Source organism: Arthrobacter sp. Z5-13, assembly GCF_056499105.1.
Window position 1 is genome coordinate 3,285,052 of record NZ_CP096460.1, and the last position, 17,962, is coordinate 3,303,013.

At 62.4% G+C, this 17,962-nt stretch carries 15 protein-coding genes and 1 tRNA gene; 7 read left to right on the plus strand and 9 right to left on the minus strand.

Features of this window, described 5'->3' with window-relative positions; genetic code table 11:
- Positions 1–173 precede the first annotated feature (173 nt).
- From galT to M1E02_RS15300, 3 genes are read left to right on the plus strand one after another with little or no spacing between them, the layout of a single operon-like run.
- Positions 174–1,319 (plus strand): galactose-1-phosphate uridylyltransferase, encoded by a 1,146-nt coding sequence (galT, locus tag M1E02_RS15290; RefSeq protein WP_479375072.1) that lies wholly within the window; start codon positions 174–176, stop codon positions 1,317–1,319.
- On the plus strand, positions 1,316–2,476 hold the full coding sequence (gene galK / locus M1E02_RS15295; RefSeq protein WP_479375073.1) for a galactokinase: 1,161 nt from the start codon (positions 1,316–1,318) through the stop codon (positions 2,474–2,476). The genes galT and galK overlap by 4 nt, the downstream gene beginning before the upstream one ends.
- Before the next feature lie 20 nt (positions 2,477–2,496).
- Positions 2,497–3,735 (plus strand): acetyl-CoA C-acetyltransferase, encoded by a 1,239-nt coding sequence (locus tag M1E02_RS15300; RefSeq protein WP_479375074.1) that lies wholly within the window; start codon positions 2,497–2,499, stop codon positions 3,733–3,735.
- 80 nt (positions 3,736–3,815) lie between these two features.
- On the opposite strand, the gene M1E02_RS15305 is transcribed toward M1E02_RS15300, so the two are convergent.
- Complete coding sequence (locus tag M1E02_RS15305; RefSeq protein ID WP_479375075.1) at positions 3,816–4,730, minus strand: Bax inhibitor-1/YccA family protein; 915 nt, start codon at positions 4,728–4,730, stop codon at positions 3,816–3,818.
- Between the two features lie 472 nt (positions 4,731–5,202).
- On the opposite strand from M1E02_RS15305, the gene M1E02_RS15310 reads away from it, so the two are divergent.
- From M1E02_RS15310 to M1E02_RS15325, 4 genes are all read left to right on the plus strand, one after another.
- On the plus strand, positions 5,203–6,486 hold the full coding sequence (locus M1E02_RS15310; protein ID WP_479375076.1) for a branched-chain amino acid ABC transporter permease: 1,284 nt from the start codon (positions 5,203–5,205) through the stop codon (positions 6,484–6,486).
- A 9-nt stretch (positions 6,487–6,495) separates the two neighbouring features.
- Positions 6,496–7,464, plus strand: a complete 969-nt coding sequence (locus M1E02_RS15315) for a branched-chain amino acid ABC transporter permease (protein ID WP_479375077.1) — start codon at positions 6,496–6,498, stop codon at positions 7,462–7,464.
- Positions 7,465–7,532: 68 nt separating this feature from the next.
- The gene (locus M1E02_RS15320; RefSeq protein WP_479378182.1) at positions 7,533–8,597 is read left to right on the plus strand and encodes an ABC transporter ATP-binding protein; all 1,065 of its coding nucleotides are present in this window, start codon (positions 7,533–7,535) and stop codon (positions 8,595–8,597) included.
- Positions 8,594–9,367 carry an ABC transporter ATP-binding protein gene (locus M1E02_RS15325; RefSeq protein ID WP_309106198.1) on the plus strand — a complete coding sequence of 258 codons (774 nt, stop codon included), beginning with the start codon at positions 8,594–8,596 and terminating at the stop codon, positions 9,365–9,367. Before M1E02_RS15320 ends, M1E02_RS15325 begins: the two co-directional genes overlap by 4 nt.
- 271 nt (positions 9,368–9,638) lie before the next feature.
- Here the strand turns inward: M1E02_RS15325 and M1E02_RS15330 are convergent, their stop codons facing one another.
- The 8 genes from M1E02_RS15330 to M1E02_RS15365 all read right to left on the minus strand — a co-directional run bounded on the left by M1E02_RS15330 (position 9,639) and on the right by M1E02_RS15365 (position 17,871).
- Positions 9,639–10,988: an ABC transporter substrate-binding protein gene (locus M1E02_RS15330; RefSeq protein ID WP_479375078.1), complete on the minus strand. Its 1,350-nt coding sequence runs from the start codon at positions 10,986–10,988 to the stop codon at positions 9,639–9,641.
- Between the two features lie 244 nt (positions 10,989–11,232).
- Positions 11,233–11,306 (minus strand) — tRNA-Leu (locus M1E02_RS15335).
- Positions 11,307–11,326: 20 nt separating this feature from the next.
- Positions 11,327–12,271 carry an N-acetyltransferase gene (locus M1E02_RS15340; RefSeq protein WP_479375079.1) on the minus strand — a complete coding sequence of 315 codons (945 nt, stop codon included), beginning with the start codon at positions 12,269–12,271 and terminating at the stop codon, positions 11,327–11,329.
- A 135-nt stretch (positions 12,272–12,406) separates the two neighbouring features.
- The gene (locus M1E02_RS15345; RefSeq protein WP_479375080.1) at positions 12,407–13,870 is read right to left on the minus strand and encodes an NAD(P)/FAD-dependent oxidoreductase; all 1,464 of its coding nucleotides are present in this window, start codon (positions 13,868–13,870) and stop codon (positions 12,407–12,409) included.
- A 34-nt stretch (positions 13,871–13,904) separates the two neighbouring features.
- The gene (locus M1E02_RS15350; protein WP_479375081.1) at positions 13,905–15,296 is read right to left on the minus strand and encodes a S8 family serine peptidase; all 1,392 of its coding nucleotides are present in this window, start codon (positions 15,294–15,296) and stop codon (positions 13,905–13,907) included.
- Between the two features lie 79 nt (positions 15,297–15,375).
- Positions 15,376–16,323, minus strand: a complete 948-nt coding sequence (locus M1E02_RS15355; RefSeq protein ID WP_479375082.1) for a Ppx/GppA phosphatase family protein — start codon at positions 16,321–16,323, stop codon at positions 15,376–15,378.
- Positions 16,320–17,003, minus strand: a complete 684-nt coding sequence (locus M1E02_RS15360) for a DUF501 domain-containing protein (RefSeq protein WP_479375083.1) — start codon at positions 17,001–17,003, stop codon at positions 16,320–16,322. Before M1E02_RS15360 ends, M1E02_RS15355 begins: the two co-directional genes overlap by 4 nt.
- Before the next feature lie 106 nt (positions 17,004–17,109).
- Positions 17,110–17,871: an FtsB family cell division protein gene (locus tag M1E02_RS15365; protein ID WP_479375084.1), complete on the minus strand. Its 762-nt coding sequence runs from the start codon at positions 17,869–17,871 to the stop codon at positions 17,110–17,112.
- Between the last annotated feature and the right edge of the window lie 91 nt (positions 17,872–17,962).

The following is a 17,962-nucleotide window of genomic DNA, read 5'->3' on the forward strand; positions in this document are numbered from 1 at the left end:
GGGCTTTTCCGCCATGCCTTACCACGCTTTGTTATCTTTTGTTAGAAACTATTACTTTTTGATCGTTTATGAAATAATGGTTATCGAACCCCACCGGACGTCCACCGCTTAAAGGGACTGATCCCGCTAGCATGGCAATCCCCCGAACCCCCAAAGAAATAAGGACCGCACCCATGACTGCTATCACCAGCACCCAGCTTGCCGATGGCAGGGAGCTGATCTACTTCGACGACACTGACGAGACCGCCCACGGTCGGAGCCAGGCGGATACGGTGGACCACCGGCCCCTGCCCGCGCGCGGGGAGCCAGGTGAAGTCAGGTTCGATGCCCTGACCGATGAATGGGTGGCTGTCGCAGCGCACCGGCAGAGCCGCACCCACCTGCCGCCAGCAGACCAGTGCCCCATCTGCCCCACCACAGCCAACAACCCCTCCGAGATCCCTGCGCCGGATTACGACGTCGTGGTGTTCGAGAACCGTTTTCCCTCCCTCGGCCCGGCCTTGGGATCCATCCCCGACCACCCGCAATGGGGTACCACAGGCCCGGCGTACGGCCGATGTGAGGTTGTCTCCTTCACCCCGGACCACACCGGTTCATTCAGCGGACTGACTGAGGTGCGGGCGCGCACAGTCATTGAAGCCTGGGCGCACCGTACAGAAGCCTTGAGCGCCATGAAAGGCATCAAGCAGGTGTTCCCGTTTGAAAACCGGGGCGCAGATATCGGCGTCACCCTCCATCATCCGCATGGGCAGATTTACGCCTACCCGTACGTCACGCCGCGTGCCGGCGTCCTGGGAGCAGCCGCCCGGAAGTTTTACGACGCCGCCGATGGTCGTGAGACCCTCACCGGTTCACTCCTGCGGTCCGAGCGCGAGGACGGCAGCCGTATGGTGCTTGAGGGAGAAAATTTCAGCGCGTACGTGCCCTTCGCCGCACGCTGGCCGTTGGAGATCCACCTGGTGCCTCACCGCCAGGTCCCGGATCTGGCCGCTCTGACCGGAGAAGAGAAGGACGAGCTCTCCCATGTCTATCTGGATCTGCTGAAACGGCTCGACACCCTCTACCCCACTCCTACGCCCTACATTTCGGCTTGGCATCAGGCGCCACTGGATGACCTCCTTCGCCCTGCCGGCTACCTGCACCTCCAGTTGACATCACCACGCCGCGCCGCAGATAAACTCAAATACCTGGCCGGCTCAGAAGCGGCCATGGGTGCTTTTATCAACGACACAACCCCTGAACTTGTCGCCGAGAGACTGCGTGCGGTTGGCACGCAGCCGTCCTCACTGAACCACACCCCGGAAGGTGTCCCTGCATGACTGCTCCCTTGACCGCCAGCCAGCTGGCCGCCCGTTTTACCGAGGCGTTCGGCGCCGAGCCCGACGGCGTCTGGATGGCACCGGGGCGCGTCAACCTCATTGGTGAGCACACGGACTACAACGAAGGCTTTGTCCTTCCCTTTGCCATCGACAAAACGGCAAGGATCGCCGTCCGCACCAGGCCGGACTCCGTCCTACGCCTGCTCTCCACCTACGGGGATCAGGGCATGACGACGGCGGACACCACCGCACTGGATAAATCCACGACGCGCGGGTGGACCAAGTACCCGCTCGGCGTAATCTGGGCCATGCAACAGCGTGGCATCACCGTCCCGGGCATGGATCTGCTGCTCGATTCAGATGTTCCCCTGGGTGCAGGGCTGTCCTCCTCCCATGCCATCGAATGCGCCGTCATCTCAGCCCTGAACGAGCTGACGGGAGCGGGCCTGGAAGCCGAGGAGATGGTCCTGGCCACCCAACGGGCGGAAAACGACTTCGTCGGAGCCCCAACCGGCATCATGGACCAGTCGGCGTCGTTGCGCGGCGCCAAGGACCACGCTGTGTTCCTGGACTGCCGGGACCAGACCGTCAAGCTGGTGCCGTTCGAGGCGCATCCCGCCGGTCTTGTGATGCTGGTGATCGACACCAAGGTTTCCCACTCGCATGCCGACGGCGGTTACGCTTCACGCCGCGCCTCCTGTGAACTAGGGGCTGATGTGCTCGGCGTCAAGGCCCTCCGCGACGTTGGCATCGAGGAGCTCGAGGAGGCCAGCGGGCTCCTGGATGAAGAAACCTTCCGTCGGGTGCGCCATGTGGTGACGGAGAACGACCGCGTGCTTCAAACAGTTGAGCTCCTGGCCAGCGAGGGTCCCCGCGCCATCGGCCCGCTCCTCGATGCCAGCCACGTGTCCATGCGGGACGACTTTGAAATCTCCTGCCGCGAGCTCGACCTTGCTGTTGAGACGTCCCGCTCGAACGGGGCCATCGGAGCCAGGATGACTGGCGGAGGTTTTGGCGGTGCGGCCATAGCGCTCACTCCCCTGGAAGCCGAGCAACAGGTGCGCACCGCCGTCGTGCAGGCTTTCGCGCACGCCGGCTACACAGCTCCCGATATTTTCACTGTTACCCCTGCTGAGGGGGCCATGCGGCTGGCGTGACCACGGCGTAGGCTGGGGCCATGCCTGAAGCTGTCATTGTTTCCGTTGCCAGGAGCCCCATCGGCCGAGCGTTCAAGGGCTCCCTCAAAGACGAACGGCCCGACGACCTGGCAGCGGCCATGGTCACCGCTGCCCTGGACAAGATTCCCCAGTTCAACCCTCGCGGCCATGATGGCGAGGGCCTGGACGATCTCTACCTGGGCTGTGCCGAGCCAAGCGGAGAAGCAGGGTCCAACATGGCACGCGTGGTCACCATCCTGACCAACCTGGACGATGTACCGGCAGCAACAGTCAACAGGTTCTGTGCCTCCAGCCTCCAAACCATACGGATGGCTTTCCACGCCATCAAGGCCGGGGAGGGGCGGGCTTTCGTCGCGGGCGGCGTCGAGGCTGTTTCCCGCTACAGCTCCTGGGCGGGGGCCGGCGAAACGGACGCGCACAACCACAATCCGCTCTTCGAAGCCGCCGGCCAGCGCACTGCTGCCCGGGCTGCCTCGAACACGCCCTGGACCGATCCCCGCATGGGCGAGCGGATGCCTGATATCTATATCTCCATGGGCCAGACCGCGGAGAACGTCGCCACAACCCACGGAATCAGCAGGGCTGAACAGGATGAGTGGGCTGTCCTGAGCCAGAACCGTGCCGAGGCTGCCATAGCCTCCGGATTCTTCGCGCGCGAGATTTCCCCTTACACACGGCGGGACGGCACCGTGGTCAGCAAGGACGATTCACCCCGCTCGGGAGTGACCATGGAAGCAGTCAGTGCCTTACAGCCCGTCTTCCGTACAGAAGGGACGGTTACTGCCGGCAATGCTTGCCCCCTGAACGACGGTGCCGCTGCTGCCGTGGTGATGAGCGATACCCGGGCACGTGAACTTGGCCTTCAACCCCTTGCCCGAATCGTGTCCACGGGGGTCAGCGCCTTGTCACCTGAATTGATGGGCATGGGGCCGGTGGAGGCAACCCGTCGGGCCCTGGCAGCTGCAGGGCTCGGGATCGGGGACATAGACCTCGTGGAGCTCAACGAAGCGTTCGCCGTCCAGGTGGTCGCGAGCGCCCGCGAACTGGGCATCGACCACTCCCGGCTTAACGTTCACGGGGGCGCCATTGCCCTGGGCCACCCCTTTGGAATGACTGGAACCCGTATGACGGCAACCCTGCTCAACGGGCTGTCCTCCACCGACGGAACGCTGGGGCTCGCCACGCTCTGCGTCGGTGGCGGCCAGGGAATGGCCATGATTGTGGAACGCCTCAGCTGAGGGACAGCAAAAAGCAGGGCCCCGCCTTTCGAAGTTATTCGAAAGGCGGGGCCCTGCTTCAGTGTGGAATCTGCCTGCGGCTAATCTTCGCCGCGGAGAATTGCCAGGAGCCGGATGATCTCGACGTACAGCCACACCAGGGTCACTGTGAGGCCGAATGCGGCGGTCCAGGAGAACCGCTGCGGTGCTCCGGCCCGGACTCCTGCCTCGATGCTGGTGAAGTCCATAATCAGCGAGAATGCGGCGAGGCCGATCGCCAGGACGCCGATGAGGATGCCCACAATCCCATGGCGCAGGCCGAACGGCTCCGTGACCATACCAGTCATCATCATCACGAGGTTTACCACTGAGAAGAGGGCATAACCGACCATTGCGATCAGGAAGAAGCGCATGGCCTTGGGGGTGGCGCGCACCTTGCCGCTCTTGAAGAGCAAAAGCGTCACGGTAAAGACGGACAATGTGCCGATGACGGCCTGAAGTCCGACTCCCTCGTACATGCTGTCCAGGATGCGGGTCAGGCCACCGAGGAACAGTCCTTCGAGGCCGGCGTAGGCCAGGATGAGTGCCGGTGAGGGCTGCTTCTTGAAGGTGTTAACCAGGGCGAGCACAAACCCGCCAAGCGCACCGACGATCATCAGCATGCTCGCGAGGCCCATGCCCACGACCAGCGTCACAGCTGCACCGGCCATGAGGACTCCGAGGCAAGCGGCGGTCTTGACGATGACGTCGTCGAAAGTCATCCGTCCGACGTCGGCACGTCCGGCTGCCGGCGCGTTGTACATGTCCTGGAGCTGGTCCTGCGAAAGATTCTGCGGCTGACCGTAAGGGTTCTGCCCAAACTGGTTCTGGCCGTACTGCGGCTGGCCATACTGATTCTGGCCATACGGGTTTTGACCGAACTGGTTCTGGCCATACGGAGCCTGCGGAACAGGCGGTGCCTGGGTGGCTCCACGGAAATTCTTTCCGTTGAAGATCGGGTTTCCGCCAAGTGCCATTGCGGGTGTCCTCCATATAAAGGGGGTGGTTAATAATCCTTATAGATCAAGGTATCAATTTCCACGAGCAGTAGGCAGATTTGGTTCCCGGAAACGCTTACCCGCAACCGAACCGTGACATCAGAAGCCCCCGCTGTCCCCAGCGAAAGGCTGGCAGCTTTGGCAGCGCTCACTTCATGCCGGTCCCATCGGGAGCCCAACCCCACCGGTTGTTACCTTATTGCGACGTTGAAGCCCCTATAGGCCAGCATTTTTTGTATCTACCGGGCTGTAACATAGGCCAAGCAAGGTGACGAATCTCACAAGCCATTACGGTTTGCGCATCGCAGTACCGCACCACCCTTTAGTTGCCTGCATCGTTCGCAGTGGTTGCAATGGCGCAACCCGATCACCCCCCAAGCGGAGGTTTTTTATTTTGAGAAGCACACCGAGAGGCACGTTGCACCGGAGACGGGGCAGGTTGTTGAAAGCGGTGGGGGCCGTGTTTGCCGCCATCATCACAATCCTGCTCGTCGTCGCACCGGCGTCGCAAGCCACCACCCCCTCACCCACACCGTCGCCAACAAGCACGGTGTTCCAAAACAGCATCAGCGGCTTCCTCCGGGATGACGAGCGTAAACCCATCGCAGATGTCACCATCACCGCCACAAGCGGCGATTTCACCGGAACCGCAAAGTCCGCCGCCAACGGCGCCTGGACAATCGGCGTGCCTACTCAGGGAACCTATGAAGTGGAGCTGGACGAGTCCACGCTTCCAGAGGGCATCAAGCTGGCAGAAGGCCAGGACAATCCACGAAATGTCACCTTCAGCCAGACCTCCAATCTCTCGGTGATCTTCGCCTTCGGCAAAGGAATCGTGGTACAGGAACAGAACTTCGCGCAGAACCTGCTCAACCGCTTGGTGGCAGGCCTGAGTTTCGGCCTTCTGCTGGCCCTGGCGTCTGTTGGACTTTCCCTTATCTTCGGTACCACTGGCCTCACGAACTTTGCTCACGGTGAGATGGTCACGTTAGGCGCAGTGGTCATGTTCGGGCTCAGCGCCATGAACCTGCCCTTCTGGCTTGCGGGACTCCTGGCACTCGTCCTCGGCGGGCTCTCGGGTTATGTTCAGGACGCGGGCCTCTGGAAGCCCCTGCGTGCGCGCGGTACCGGGCTTGTCCCGATGATGATCGTGAGCATCGGACTTGCCCTCGCTGTCCGCTATGTCATCCAGTTCAACTTCGGCGGCGCAACCCAGCAGCTGCCCTTCGCCCAGTCCCCCGAGATCCAACTCGGCCCGGTATCCATCTCCCCCAACAACCTGTGGTCGCTGGTCATCAGCGCGGTTGTCATCGCAGTAATCGGCATTGTCCTGCTCAAGACCCGTCTGGGGAAGGCCACACGCGCTGTGGCTGACAACCCTGCGTTGGCAGCAGCGTCGGGTATCGACGTCGACGGCGTGATCCGCATCGTGTGGGTTGCAGGCGGCATGTTGGCAGCCCTTGGCGGCATTCTCTGGGCCTACTACCGGCCCGGTGTCACGTTCGACATGGGCTCGCAGATCCTGTTGCTGATTTTCGCCGGCGTCACCCTCGGCGGTCTGGGAACCGTCTTCGGTGCCTTGGTCGGATCCATTATCGTTGGCATCTTCGTCGAACTGACCACTGTCTTCGGACTGGCCGCCGACCTCAAGTATGTGGGCGCCCTCTTCATCATGATCATCGTCCTCTTGTTCCGCCCGCAGGGAATCCTCGGCCGGCGTGAGCGTGTGGGTTAGGAGACAGCCATGGACTTCGGATTTATTTTTTCCAGCGCCCTCAGTGAGCTTTTCACTCCGACGACGGCGGCATACGCCCTCGCCGCCCTCGGCCTCGCCGTCCACTTCGGCTACTCAGGCCTGCTGAACTTCGGCCAGGCAGGCTTTATGGCGGTGGGAGCCTACGGCTTTGCCATCTCCACACTGACCTTCGGCGTGCCGTTCTTCGTCGGATTGCTCATCGCCGTCATCTGTTCCAGCCTGTTTGCACTGCTGCTTGGTATCCCCACGCTGCGGCTGCGGGCTGACTACCTGGCCATTGTGACTATCGCCGCAGCAGAAATCGTGCGGTACATCGTCACAACCAACCAGCTTGATGCAGTCACAGGATCAGCCGACGGCCTCGGAGCTTTCGAAGGCGGTTTCTACGCCATGAACCCCTTCCCCGAGGGTTCCTACATGGGGATGAACAATCGTGACTTCTTCATCCGGGTCGTAGCCTGGGCCCTGGTTATTGTGTGCTGCCTGCTCGTCTGGCTCCTGATGCGCAGCCCCTGGGGCCGTGTCCTTAAGGGAATCCGCGAAGACGAGAACGCAGTCCGCTCCCTTGGGAAAAACGTCTACGCCTACAAGATGCAGGCACTGGTCATCGGCGGCATCCTTGGCGCATTCGCAGGCATGGTGTTCACCTTGCCCCGCGGCGCCGTCCAGCCCGCCAACTATGGAACTGAACTGACGTTCTTCCTTTGGACCTGCCTCCTCCTCGGCGGCATGTCCACGGTCCTGGGGCCCGTTGTGGGCGCCATGATCTTCTGGGTGGTCCTGTCCCTGACTCAGGGCATCCTCTACGGTCTCATCGAATCCGGCGCAGTTTCCTGGCTGACCACGGTCCAGGCGGGCCAGCTGCGTTACATCCTGGTTGGCATTGCCCTGATGCTGCTAATGATCTTTAGACCCCAGGGCGTCTTTGGTAACAAGAAGGAGCTGGCGTTCGCATGAGCCACAGCGCACATTCCACAAGCAACACCACTGGCAGCACCGCACAGGGCGCCACAGGCGTCGATTACATGACAGATACCAGTCCGATTGCCGATGGGGAAGCCGCACCCGGCTGCAAGAAGAGGGATCCCATTGTTGTAGCGGAAAACGTTACGCGGAGCTTCGGCGGCATCAACGCCGTCGACGTCCAATACCTCGAGATCCCGCGGCACAAGATCACAGCTCTCATCGGTCCCAACGGGGCCGGGAAGACGACGCTCTTCAACCTCCTGACCGGTTTCGATACGCCAAACTCCGGGAAATGGCAGTTTGACGGCAAGAACATTGAGGGCGTGCCCTCGTACAAGCTGGCCCGCATGGGCATGGTGCGCACCTTCCAGCTCACCAAGGTGATGGGCAAGCTCACTGTCATGGAGAACATGCGGCTCGGTGGCGCTGACCAGCCAGGTGAACGGCTCTCCAAGGCACTCTTCAAAGGTATTTGGGGCAGCCGGGAGAAGGAACTCACCTCCCAGGCGGACGCCTTGCTCGAGAAATTCAAGCTCGACGCCAAAAAGGACGATTACGCAGCGTCCCTCTCCGGCGGCCAACGCAAGCTGCTTGAGATGGCCCGTTCCCTTATGGTCCGGCCCAGGTTGGTGATGCTGGACGAGCCCATGGCCGGGGTGAACCCGGCCCTGACCCAGTCGCTGCTGGATCACATCAAGAACCTCAAGGCCGAAGGCATGACCGTGCTGTTCGTGGAGCACGACATGAACATGGTCAGGCACATCGCCGACTGGGTCGTAGTAATGGCCGAAGGAAAGATCGTGGCCGAGGGTCCCCCTGGTGAAGTGATGAAGAACCCCGCTGTTATCGATGCTTACCTTGGCGCCCACCACGATGTGGATCTTGGCGACACTGAAGGCATCAAGGAACTGGAAGCAGTACTCGAAGCCGACGAGGAATCCATCGTTGGTACCGAAAACGCCGGCATCATCGCGGTTGATTCAGTAGTGCCCAAGATCAGGGAAGCTGACACCGAACAACCCGACCTCAGCCCTGCAGCCCACCAGGCTCCGGCCGCCGATGAGCCCAACTCCCCCGAGTCAGGCATGGCTGATCCCGGCCGCACAGACAAGGACAAAGAATGAGTGCAACCAGCGCAGCGACGTCACCTCAAATGGCGTCCACCGATGACGTCGTCGTAAAGGTTACCGATCTCGTCGCCGGCTATCTTCCCGGCGTAAACATCCTCAACGGCTGCAGCATTGAAGCCCGCAAGGGTGAGCTGATCGGCATCATCGGCCCCAACGGCGCCGGCAAGTCCACCCTGCTGAAGGCCATGTTCGGACTCGTCAAGGTTCATTCAGGCTCGGTTGTGGTGCGTGGACAGGACATCACCGGGCTCAAGGCGAACAAGCTGGTCACCCAGGGCGTGGGTTTTGTTCCGCAGAACAACAACGTGTTTGCCACCCTCACCATCGAGGAAAACATGCAGATGGGCATGTTCCAGCGGCCCAAAGACTTCGCCAAAAGGTTTGAGTTCGTCACCAGCCTGTTTCCCGAACTCGGCAAGCGGCGGGCCCAGCGTGCAGGCTCCCTGTCCGGCGGTGAACGCCAGATGGTTGCCATGGGACGCGCACTCATGATGGAACCTGCTGTTCTGCTGCTTGATGAGCCCTCTGCCGGCCTCTCACCCGTCAAACAGGACGAGACGTTCCTCCGCGTCCACGAGATCAACAGGGCGGGTGTCTCGGTGATCATGGTTGAGCAGAACGCCCGCCGCTGCCTGCAGATCTGCGACCGTGGCTACGTCCTGGACCAGGGGAAGGATGCCTACACGGGTACCGGCCGCGAATTGATGAAGGATCCCAAGGTTATCCAGCTCTACCTCGGCACCTTGGCCGACACAGTGGAGTAAATCGGCTGGGCGAGTAATCAGCTGTCTTACCCGGATAACCCCGGGAGAAGGGCCGTCACCATCCGGTGGCGGCCCTTCTGCTTGGGTGCCCCACCATCCACTGGCGCCCCCCTATGCGCAGGGCCTCACAGTGCACTCACCCAGCAGGCGGCGGGCCTGTCAGCTGGCCTCACTAAGCAGGGGGTCGTTCCCGGGCAACTGGAAGGCCCCCGTCCGAGGCTTGAAACTGCCTGGACGGGGGCCCTCCTTTAGTGTCGGTTAGCGCTCGGCTTTACAGCTTGCCGAATTCTTCCTTCACGGGTGTGTACTTGTTGTCGTCCTGGTACTCGTAGATGCCGATGAAGGCTTCAGTCGGGTCACCAGCGTCCGAGAACGTTACGGGGCCGGACTGGCCGTCGTAGTCAATGTCCTTGCCCTCGCGAAGCAACGTGACACAGGACGGGTAATCGCTGCACTTCTCGCCGGCTTCGGAGACAGCCTTCAGTTGCTTGGAAATCTCCACACCGTTGGTGCTCTTGGCCGCTTCCGAGGCCAGTGCGATCAGGTTCACGGCGTCGTAGGACTCTCCGGAGTAGCTGTAGTCCTTGAGGGCCGGATCGATGGCCAGGAGCTTCTTCTTGAAGTCATCCTTGGCGAACGTGCCAGGGATGGTTCCCTGGGCGCCCTTCAGGGTTCCCGGCTGCAGGTCCTTGCTGTAGTCAGCCATGTTGCCGTCCACGAGGAACATCTGGTTAGGCTTGACGCCCTTGCCGGTCAGCAGCGGAATGATGCTCTTTGCCTCGTCGAAGGTGATCAGGGCGATGGCATCCGGCTTGGCTGCAATGACCTTGTCCACCTGGCTGCTGAACTGGGAGTCGCCCGTGTTGTACAGCTCTTCGGCAACAACCTTGCCGCCGGCTGCCTCAAAGGCTTCCTTGACGTTCTTCTGCAGGCCGGTTCCATAGGCATCGTTCAGGACGATCATGCCAACGGTCTGGGCGCCACAGGTGGCCATGTAGTTTCCGAGGACCTTGCCCTGCAGGACGTCAGAGGGCGCGGTACGCCAGTACAGGCCCTTGTCATCCCACGTGGTGAAGTCAGGGGACGTGTTGGCCGGTGAGAAGTGGATGACACCAGCGCCGGTGATCTGGTTGATGACCGTCTTGGAGACAGACGATGAGGCTGCGCCAACAATCGCGCTGACGCCCTGGCCGAGCAAAGCCGACGTGGACTGCGTCGCAATATCTGTCTTGGTGTCACCGGAGTCGCGGTGAATAACTTCTACAGGCTTGCCAAGGACACCGCCAGCGGCGTTGACCTCCTGGATGCCAAGGTTAACACCGGCGATTTCGGGTGGGCCAAGGAATGCCAGGTTGCCCGTTGTCGGCAGAAGCGAGCCGATCTTCAACGGTGTGTCGGTGGTGGTGGTTGACTCTGGGACGGAACCGGATGCTGCTGCGGGCGCGGTGGTGGTGCCGCCTCCAGCTCCTGCAGGACAGGCGATGCCTGCGGACGGTGCCGTGGTGGTTTCTGTCGAGCCGGGGGTAGGTGAACCGCCACAAGCCGTAGCCAGAAGAGCGACACCGAAGCTAAGCGCTGTGAGCTTAGCAACCCGTGGCGCTGCCTGGGGAATTGCAATCATTTAGAATCTCCTCGATCGAAAGGTGCGAACGGCCTTTGATGCGAATTACCAGGTGTTCCTGGGTTTAACTTTCAAGCTAGTGCAATTTTGGCCCGAAAATAAGTGACTACGGTCACATCCTTATAACACTCGTTGCCTATGGGAAACCTAACGGCCCTAGGGAGCCAAGGTGAGGCGCAGCAGGGTGCCGAAAATCGGAAGGCAAGAGGTGCGCCGGCGTAGCGAAGCAAGCCGTGCAACAAAGTGCCCCAGGTGGGACTCGAACCCACAACACGCGGATTTTAAGTCCGCTGCCTCTGCCAATTGGGCTACTGGGGCGCCCGGTCAATGTTATCCCGTCAAATGCGTGCAAGTGGCCCGGCGTACCGGAATGTCCCATGGATGCCTCCAGGCCACACTGCCAGCGGGAGCAACTGGAAGTAATCACCCCACCCCGGGTCCGGCGGATCAATACCAAGGGAGGTTGATGGCACAAACCCGAACCGCTCATAGTAGACGGGACTTCCCAGCAGAGCGATACCCCATTCCCCCGCTGCATTGGCCCGGACAACAGTCTCGTGCATCAGCGCCGAGCCTATGCCGTGCCGCTGCAGCTTGGGCACCACCCCTATGGGGCCCAGGCCCAGCAGCTCCAGCTCACCAACCCAACCTCGGGTGCTGATAACGTGGCCCACAATTTCGCCGTCGAGCTCTGCAACGATGCTGAACCGGGGCAGGTACTCATCACAATCAAAAAGCTGGCGGAGCACCTCCACCTCTATCGGCTCACCTTCTACCGGCAGGCCCGTCGCCGGTGACACGGCGAAGGCCGCCGCAGTGAGCTCCAGGAGCGCGTCCCTGTCCTCCGGGCGCTCGTCGCGCAGCACGAGCTGGGGCGCCGGCACATGGGCATTCTCAGCCGCAAGTTCGGTCAGCACAGCCATAGCTCGAGGAGCGTCGGCAACAGGGACCAGCAGATGATCGTGGTGGAACCCGGCCAGCACGTTGCAGCTGATCTTGGCTGATGTCAGTGCGGCGCTCACCGCAGCCGTTAAGCCCACCGCCTCAAGGGCCGAGTGGACCTGGAGGGTGATCCAGGACGCCACGAAATCGTACTGCAATCCCAGCGCGTCCGCCTCGCTCCGCGACAGCACCACAGTGAGGCCCTCGGCTTCCCGGACAGCTGCTTCAATGCCGCCTCCCAGTGGCTTGCCGTGCGGCCAGAGAGCGTACACATAGTCGCCCTGCCGCAGTGCGGGCTGCATCGTCGCCAGAAGTGCCTGGAGGTCTTTTTCGCCTGTCATGGGGCCAGTCTACGTAGCCGGCCGTCCGCAGAAGCCAGCTGAAGCAGCAGTGTCGGAGCGCGTTAACGACGACGGCGGCCATCCCCGATAAGGGAACGGCCGCCGTCGCGCGTTACAGAGTGTGTGTCAGCGCAGCTACTTGCTGTCCGCCGAAACTGATTCCTTGGCATTAGCCACCGGAGCCCCTTGCTTGCCCGCAGGAATCTCCGGCTGGGCCGCAGCGGCAGGCTTGGGTGCCGGAGTAGCAGCAGCAACGAAGGCGCCGCGCGGGTTGTCCAGGTCGATCAGCTGAGTAGTGTCGCGGCCCACAAAGAAGGCGATGATCCAGTTGAGGATGACCCGGAACTTGCGCTCAAAGGTAGGCATCGCCATTCCGTGGTAGCCGCGGTGGGCCAGCCAGGCGAGTCCGCCCTTGAGGCCGATGCTGCCGATTAGATTGATGTTGGCAACGCCCTTCCACTCACCGAAACCGGCAACAGCGCCCAGGTTCTTGTGCTTGTAGTCCTTGAGGTCCTTCTCCCACCGGGAGGCCCACAGGTTCTTGGCAAGCCGCTTGGCCTGGCGCAGCGCATGCTGTGCGTTGGGGACGCAGAAGCCGCCCACTCCACCGCCGGAAAGGTCGGGAACAGCTGCGACGTCGCCGGCAGCCCAGGCGTTTTCGACGATGCCTTCGTCCCCGGCGATGCGGAGGTCCGGCAAGGTGCGGACACGGCCGCGCTCATCCAGGGGGAAATCGGTGGAGCGCACCATCGGGTTAGCCTGCACGCCTGCAGTCCAGACCAGGGTGTCAGCCTCAAATTCCTGTGCCAGCGTCTTATCCGGCAGGTTGATCAGCTTGAGGGCGCCCTCGGCGTTGTCCAGCGACGTGTTCAGCAGCACCTCGATGCCGCGGCTGCGGAGGTGCTCCACAACCCACTCGGCCTGCTTCTCTGTGACCTCGGGCATGATGCGGCCCATGGCTTCAACCAGTACGAAGCGGACTTCCTCCTGGCTGATGCGGGGGTTGTTCCGGACAGCTGCGCGGGCCAGATCTTCCATCTCGGTGATGCACTCAATACCTGCGAAGCCACCTCCCACAACGACGAAGGTGAGGGCCCGGGCGCGTTCGGCGGGGTCGGTCATCACGGAGGCGGCTTCGATCCGCTCGAGAACCTTGTTGCGGAGTGCAACAGCTTCCTCGATGGTCTTGAGGCCGATCCCCTTGTCAGCGAGTCCCTTGATGGGGAAGGTGCGCGTAATGGCACCAGCTGCAACAACAACGTCGAAGTAAGGAACTTCAAAGTTGGCGCCGCCGTCCGCCGGTGCTACAACGGCCGTCCGGTTGGCGTGATCGATGGAGACGACACGGCCCTGGATCAGCTCGGTCTGCTTGAGGTGCTGACGGTGCGAAACAACGGCATGGCGTGCCTCGATGTTTCCACCGGCAACCTCCGGCAGGAACGGCTGGTAGGTCATGTAGGGCAGGGGATCAACGAGGGTGACGATGCCACCGGCATTCGCGATCTTCTTCTGCAGTTTGAGGGCTACGTACAGGCCGACGTACCCGCCGCCTACGACGAGTACCCTGGGACGGTCCTGGAGCTGTGGGGTGGTTGCCATGTTTCAAGAATACAGTAGTTTGTGAAAATCTTCACTAACTAGGTCCGGCCCCTGTCCGCTGACTGGACGGGACAGCTTCAAGGACTCCGGTATCAGGCTCTTCCGGCGCTTTAACGGGATTCCTGTATGCCCGCAGAAACTGTAAAGTCCCGGCGCCGACAATGGCCAGGAAGAGTAATCCGAAGCCCACCACTACGACAGCGGGAAGGACCGCCTGGCCCGTGGAGGGAGCCTGTGCTGCAGGCACCGTCGCTTCGGGAAGGGTGGGGGCAGCACTCGTGGGCCGTTCGCTGGGAACAGTTGCCGCAGGCGCCTCCCCTCCCCTGCGGTGAACCCGGATCCAGTCCGAAATGGTGCCCAACGGATTCACTGCGGTTTCTGGAACATTGGCTTTCAGCGCCGCCTCTGCGTTCAGGACTCCGAAGCCATAGATGGGATCCTTGCCCGGGACACCGGCGTCTTTAGCGGTGGTGACGATGCGGTTGATCACCTGCCGGGCGCTCATCTCCGGCCACTTGGAACGGATCAGCGCGGCAACGCCGGCCACAATCGGCGTCGCCCCCGATGTTCCGGCCCATTCCGCATAGCCGCCGCCCGGCATGCCACCGAGCAGGTCTTCGGCGGGGGCAGCCACGCCGATGCTTATGCCTTGTGAGGACGAATCGACGCTGGCCACGCCTTTGCGGTCCAACCCGGCCACGGTGAGCACGCCGGGGATCGTGGCAGGTGCTCCGACCTGAACGTTTCCCCCCACCCGGTTTCCGGCCGCCGCAACAATGACCACATCCTTTTGCTCGGCATAGAGGAAGGCCGCATCCCAGCTCTGGGGCCACTGCGGTGAAGTGCTGCCTAGCGAGATGTTGATGACCCTCGCCCCGTTGTCCACTGCCCACCGGACGGCATTTGGAATCTGTTCCTGATCGGTCCTGCCACCCGGGTTCGGCGAACCGAGCCAGGTGGAGACTGAAAGAATCTGGGCTTCGGGAGCAACGCCCATAATCCCGTCGGGCCCTGTTGTGGGTTCCGGACCGCTGCTCGGCTTCGCGGTTGAATCCTTAGGCTGGTGTCCACGGCCTGCCAGCATTGTTGCAACCAGCGTCCCGTGCTCCGGCTTCGCTCCGATGCTCTTGCGTCCATCCGGGCTGCCGGCGCCCGAGGCATCAGTGCCTCCTACAACCACACCCATAAGGTCAGGGTGCTCCGCGTCCACGCCGCTGTCGATCACGGCCACCTTTACGTTGGCGCCCTTGGAGACCTCCCAGGCCTTGGTGATGCCGGATTCGGCCAGCCAGTACTGCTTGTCCCGCCAGGCATCGGCGTGTGCGGCCGGCGCCGCGACAAGAGCGGTGGTCAGGCTTCCGCCAGCGAGGGCCACAGCGATGAGTGCGGAGGCGGTCCGGCGGTACCGGGCTGTTGCTCTGGTCATTCTGGTCCAATCGACTGTACGTCAGGCGGCACTTAGGGTGGTCAGGCCCTGTCAGCCAGTGGGTGGGGCGTGAAGGCGGCTAGAGGGCGCTGAGGGCAATTCCGTCGAGAATATCGTGTTCGCTGCTGACAGCCGTAGTTATCCGGCCTTCAGTGACCTCGGCCATCCGCTCCAGCACGCGGCGCCACACCAGCGCCCCCGCCCCGATAACGTCGACCCGGCCCGGGTGCATATAGGGCAGGGCCGCCCTTTCCGCACGTGTCATCCGCAGCAGGTCGCTGGCCGCCTCCCGGATCACCTCGATGCTCAGTTCGCTGCCGTGGATTGCGCTGGGCGAGTACTCAGGCAGCCGCAAGGCGTGCGCGGTAATGGTGGTAATGGAGCCGGCAACGCCGACGACGGCGGCAGTACGTTCGAGGGGAACCGTCAGTGCCGCTTGGCTGATGGCGGCATCGACGTCGGCCTCCGCCGCGGCGATCTCCTGGGCGCTCGGAGGGTCACTGAGCAGATGGCGTTCCGTCATTCTGACACACCCGATATCCACCGATTTCGCGGCAATCACGCCGGAGACATCGCCCAGCACAAACTCCGTGCTTCCACCTCCCAGATCCACTACCAACACAGGGTCCTGGTCTCTGGAGGGCAGCACACTGCTGGCTCCGGCAAAGGACAACGCAGCCTCCTCGTCTCCGGAAATGACTTCCGGTTCCACGCCGAGGAGCTCGCGGATGCCGTCCACAAAGACCTGCCGGTTGGCAGCATCCCTGGTGGCCGAGGTCGCCACGAACCTGACCTGGCTGGCCCTGTGGTCCCTGATCATCGACGCATAGTCCGCCGCTGCAGCGAAGGTCCGGTCGAGTGCCTCCTGCGCCAACTCCCCCGTGGCATCCACCCCTTGGCCGAGCCGCACCACCCGCATTTCCCGCACCACATCGTTCAGGGCAAATGTGCCGTCCTGGCGTGCGGCATCAGCGATCAGAAGGCGGATTGAATTTGTGCCGCAGTCAACGGCTGCTACCCGGGTCATGGGAGATCCTTCCGTGCGGCAGGGCCGCGTACAGGGGCGGGGCGGCCGACGATGTCAGGCAAGCCTTGGGGGCCGTGACGGCTTAGTTCCCGGGAAGGCGTCTCGCCGGCGGTATCCCAGGCTCCGGCGCAGTAGCAACGGTCGGCCGTCCACCACTCTGCGATGGCAGTCAGCGCTTCATCACCGAGAGGGTTCACGCCCGGCCCGGCAGCCAGGGAGTGCCCCACCAGGACGTGGAGGCATTTGACGCGGGTGGGCATCCCGCCTGCTGAAACGCCGCCGATCTCCGGCACCGCGCCGATTCCGCAGCGTGCGCCGATTTCGTTCCGGGAGCGCAGGTAGGCCTCGTGGGCGGACCGGTAACGCTCTGCCAGGAGGATGTCTTCAGTGAGCCGCTCGTTCATGGTGTTCATCAGCCCAGCGGCCTCAAGCCGCGATACAGCGGAGGTGATGACGGGGTGTGTCAGGTAAAACGTCGTCGGGAACGGGGTTCCGTTGCTGAGCCGGGGTGCAGTGGCCGCGACCAGGGGGTTGCCGCAGACACAGCGCGCCGGAATCTCGACGACGTCCCTTACCGGCCGGCCGAGCTGGCGGCTGAGGACGTCAAGATCCTTTTCTGACGGCTGGCGGAGTTCCTCAGGCGAGGCCGCTGCATTCGATTCCACTGCGTTCCATTCCATTACGTTCATTCCACCGCGATCAATTCCACGGCGCTCATTTGACCGCGCTGGCACCTTCGTGCCCGGCGGGGCTGTCCGGGGACACTCCAAGCGGTGGGTGCCGCTTCTAGTCTGTTGCCGACCGCCGGATGGACTCCCAAAGGGCATCCACCCATGGCAAGTTGGCCGGGTCTTCTGCTGATCCTGCACCGGCCTGTCCACTGCTGCTTCCGGCAGGCTCATTGCTGCCAAAAACCCAATAGCTGGTCTCACCCGGCATAACCATGTTAATGCGGTCCCGGGCCTGCTGTTTGACGTAGTTGGGATCCTGCCATCGGGAGACCTGCTGCCTAAGGCCGTTTTGCTCTGCCTTGCGGGCGGCAATGTCCGCTTCCAGAGCAGCTATTTCGGCTGATTTGTCGACGTAAATCTTCACTGTCGGTGCGAGCATCACAGTGATGGCGATCATCACCACTGCCAGCGCCAACAACCGCCCGGAAAACGCCCGTGCAGGAACAGGATCCAGGGACTCGTCTCCATTGCGTTCGGAGGGCCGGGGTCTCTTCAGGCTGTAACGCGGTGTTCCCACGCCGCTGCGGGCCTCCGCTTTGGCCTGCCCTGCGGAGGACTTGTTCGTTCCGCGCTTACCGGCAGCAGGTTTGGCCGTGCCCGTTTCATCTGCTGCGGCCTTGGCTGCTCCCGGTTTATCACCGGTAACTTTTGCAGCACTCTGGGGTTCGCCTGCCCGCAGCCCCTGGCTTGCGGAACCAGCCTTCGTCCCTGAAGCTGTGGAGCCGAAATTCGCCTGAATGACGTCGCCGCCATCGGTCCCTTCCGCCTTGGGGGCCGCAGTGGTGACCCTGGGAACCTTGGGACGTCGGGTTGCCATGACACTCCTGTAATGCCCTTGTCCTTGCGGGCGGTTGCTGCTCTTGCCTTGCTGCTGTTCTCTTGGTGATTCTGCCGGCCCGCGTGGGAGC

Excerpts from the sequence above, each read along its gene's own strand:
- M1E02_RS15300 (WP_479375074.1), top strand. The coding sequence starts at position 2,497 with ATGCCTGAAGCTGTCATTGTTTCCGTTGCCAGGAGCCCCATCGGCCGA.
- M1E02_RS15350 (WP_479375081.1), bottom strand. The coding sequence starts at position 15,296 with ATGACCAGAGCAACAGCCCGGTACCGCCGGACCGCCTCCGCACTCATC.
- M1E02_RS15345 (WP_479375080.1), bottom strand. The coding sequence starts at position 13,870 with ATGGCAACCACCCCACAGCTCCAGGACCGTCCCAGGGTACTCGTCGTA.
- M1E02_RS15325 (WP_309106198.1), top strand. The coding sequence starts at position 8,594 with ATGAGTGCAACCAGCGCAGCGACGTCACCTCAAATGGCGTCCACCGAT.
- M1E02_RS15355 (WP_479375082.1), bottom strand. The coding sequence starts at position 16,323 with ATGACCCGGGTAGCAGCCGTTGACTGCGGCACAAATTCAATCCGCCTT.
- M1E02_RS15315 (WP_479375077.1), top strand. The coding sequence starts at position 6,496 with ATGGACTTCGGATTTATTTTTTCCAGCGCCCTCAGTGAGCTTTTCACT.
- M1E02_RS15320 (WP_479378182.1), top strand. The coding sequence starts at position 7,533 with ATGACAGATACCAGTCCGATTGCCGATGGGGAAGCCGCACCCGGCTGC.
- M1E02_RS15330 (WP_479375078.1), bottom strand. The coding sequence starts at position 10,988 with ATGATTGCAATTCCCCAGGCAGCGCCACGGGTTGCTAAGCTCACAGCG.
- M1E02_RS15305 (WP_479375075.1), bottom strand. The coding sequence starts at position 4,730 with ATGGCACTTGGCGGAAACCCGATCTTCAACGGAAAGAATTTCCGTGGA.
- galT (WP_479375072.1), top strand. The coding sequence starts at position 174 with ATGACTGCTATCACCAGCACCCAGCTTGCCGATGGCAGGGAGCTGATC.
- M1E02_RS15360 (WP_479375083.1), bottom strand. The coding sequence starts at position 17,003 with ATGGAATGGAACGCAGTGGAATCGAATGCAGCGGCCTCGCCTGAGGAA.
- M1E02_RS15365 (WP_479375084.1), bottom strand. The coding sequence starts at position 17,871 with ATGGCAACCCGACGTCCCAAGGTTCCCAGGGTCACCACTGCGGCCCCC.
- galK (WP_479375073.1), top strand. The coding sequence starts at position 1,316 with ATGACTGCTCCCTTGACCGCCAGCCAGCTGGCCGCCCGTTTTACCGAG.
- M1E02_RS15340 (WP_479375079.1), bottom strand. The coding sequence starts at position 12,271 with ATGACAGGCGAAAAAGACCTCCAGGCACTTCTGGCGACGATGCAGCCC.